We start from the raw sequence: 1,901 nt of genomic DNA, 5'->3' as shown, positions 1-1,901 counted from the left end.
GGTAGCCGCTCCCTCCTTATATTTCTATTATAATGGAAATACGAAAAAAAGCCCAATTCTTTTTTAGAATCAGACTTTTTCAGTGCCCTTTATTTACGCTGTTCGCAAGCATTTTCCGATAATCTTCAATCCTGTCATTTTCCTGTATATCCCAGCATAAATTCGTATATTTTCTTATCCAAATTTAGTAACTTCTTAGTAATAATCAGCCTGGAAAACAGGCTTTTTAAGAACCTTATAATCAGATTATTTTTAATTCTTTTTTCTATTATTTTATCATACTATGCCAGTTTTGCAATCCTATTCATCTCTTCTTTTGCATCAATTAATCCCAGATGCGTATATACATTTAACGTAACCCCTATATCAGAATGTCCCATTAAATATTGGAGTGCTTTCGGATTCATTCCAGCTTTCGCCATATTGGAACAATATGTATGCCTGCATACATGTGGATGTGTCAAGTATAGGACAAAAAAAATTTTATTTTTTTCTGCCGAAAACTATCCGACGCTCCCATCAGGTAGTCCCAGCACCTTTATTATCTTCTGATAAGTCATTCTTGTCCTGCTCAAGTTACCTCTGTTCCGAAAAAATATCGTCAAAATTCCATTCGATTTCAATTTCATCCTGACTATGAACATGGATCACCTTGATAATCTCACGCAGCTTCTCTGTATCGAACTTCTGAATTCCCAAGAAATCTTTTAGCTTTATTTTATCAGAAAGTTCATTTTGTTCAAGAAACTTTTTACTATTCTCCGCATCTTCTATCTTTCGTTTTATTTCCTCTAGCTGTACACTTATCTTTCCAGCTCTCTGCTTATACGAATCACGATCTATACGACCATCTTTGTAATCATCATAGAGTTTCATATTTTCCGAGGTCAACTGTCGGCTCTGTTTTTGCAATTCTGCGGTATTGATCTCTTTGTAGTCGCATTGCCTGTTGGAAGATACTTTCTTTTCTTTTTCCAACATTGACGCTGCATACTGATGAACAAGCCCAAGGATATTCTCCTCCAGCGGTTCCCGTCGGATCACCAGACTTCGACACACAGGATCTCCATTGGTTCGAGCATCTGAGCATTTTAGCAGATGCTCCGTTTCTTTTAGTAAAGAATGCCCACAGTTGGCACATAGCAGCAATGCCGGATAACAGATATACCTGCTTTTGGTCAGGTGAAGTACGTGTATCCATGCCCAGAAGTCTCTGAACAATTTCAAAATCACGGTCACTCACCAGTGGCTCATGATTTTTCTCAATCCGGATCCAGTCATCTTCCGGTTTCACATAAGTCTGCTTCACTTTATGGTTCGGTGTTGTCCTTTTTCCCTGCACAAGATTTCCGATATAAACCTCGTTTTCCAGTATCCTACGAACTGTAACGGAACTCCAAAGCGCCTGTTCTTTCTGCCGGAAGCCAGTTTCATAATGACTGCCGCTGCTGATCTTATATTCAAATGGAGAAAGAATACCCAGTTCATTTAAACGATTAGCGATCGCATCCTGACTCATTCCCCGCAGCTTCATCTTAAAAATATCCTGTACTACGCTGCCTGCAGATGGGTCAATCTCTAATTTATGCTTATCTGTCTTTGTCTTCCTGTATCCAAATGCTACAAACGGAGTCACGCACTCGCCTTTTTTCCTCTTAATCTCAAGATTACTCCTGATCTTAATAGAAATGTCACGACAATAAGCATCATTGATTAAATTCTTAAATGGGATAATGATTTCGTCTGCCTGATTCTTTCCCTTGAGACTGTCATAATTGTCATTTATGGCAATGAAGCGCACGCCAAGAGCCGGGAATAATCTCTCGATATACTTCCCGGAATCAATATATTCCCTTCCAAATCGTGATAAATCTTTTACCACTACGCAGTCTACAATCCCA

The 1,901-nt window shown here is 38.8% G+C and carries 3 protein-coding genes; all 3 read right to left on the bottom strand.

Annotated elements, in window-relative coordinates; genetic code table 11:
- Window positions 1-281: 281 nt before the first annotated feature.
- On the bottom strand, window positions 282-464 hold the full coding sequence (locus OCV61_RS18215; RefSeq protein ID WP_226845253.1) for a tyrosine-type recombinase/integrase: 183 nt from the start codon (window positions 462-464) through the stop codon (window positions 282-284).
- 112 nt (window positions 465-576) lie between these two features.
- Window positions 577-876 (bottom strand): hypothetical protein, encoded by a 300-nt coding sequence (locus tag OCV61_RS18210; RefSeq protein ID WP_262583424.1) that lies wholly within the window; start codon window positions 874-876, stop codon window positions 577-579.
- Window positions 863-1,901, bottom strand: a 1,039-nt coding sequence (locus OCV61_RS18205) for a recombinase family protein (RefSeq protein WP_262583422.1), incomplete at its 5' end; no start/stop codon positions are given. The genes OCV61_RS18205 and OCV61_RS18210, both read right to left, overlap by 14 nt.

The organism is Blautia ammoniilytica, assembly GCF_025566965.1.
Lineage (GTDB): Bacteria > Bacillota > Clostridia > Lachnospirales > Lachnospiraceae > Blautia_A > Blautia_A ammoniilytica.
This window is presented reverse-complemented; position numbering and strand designations above follow the sequence as displayed.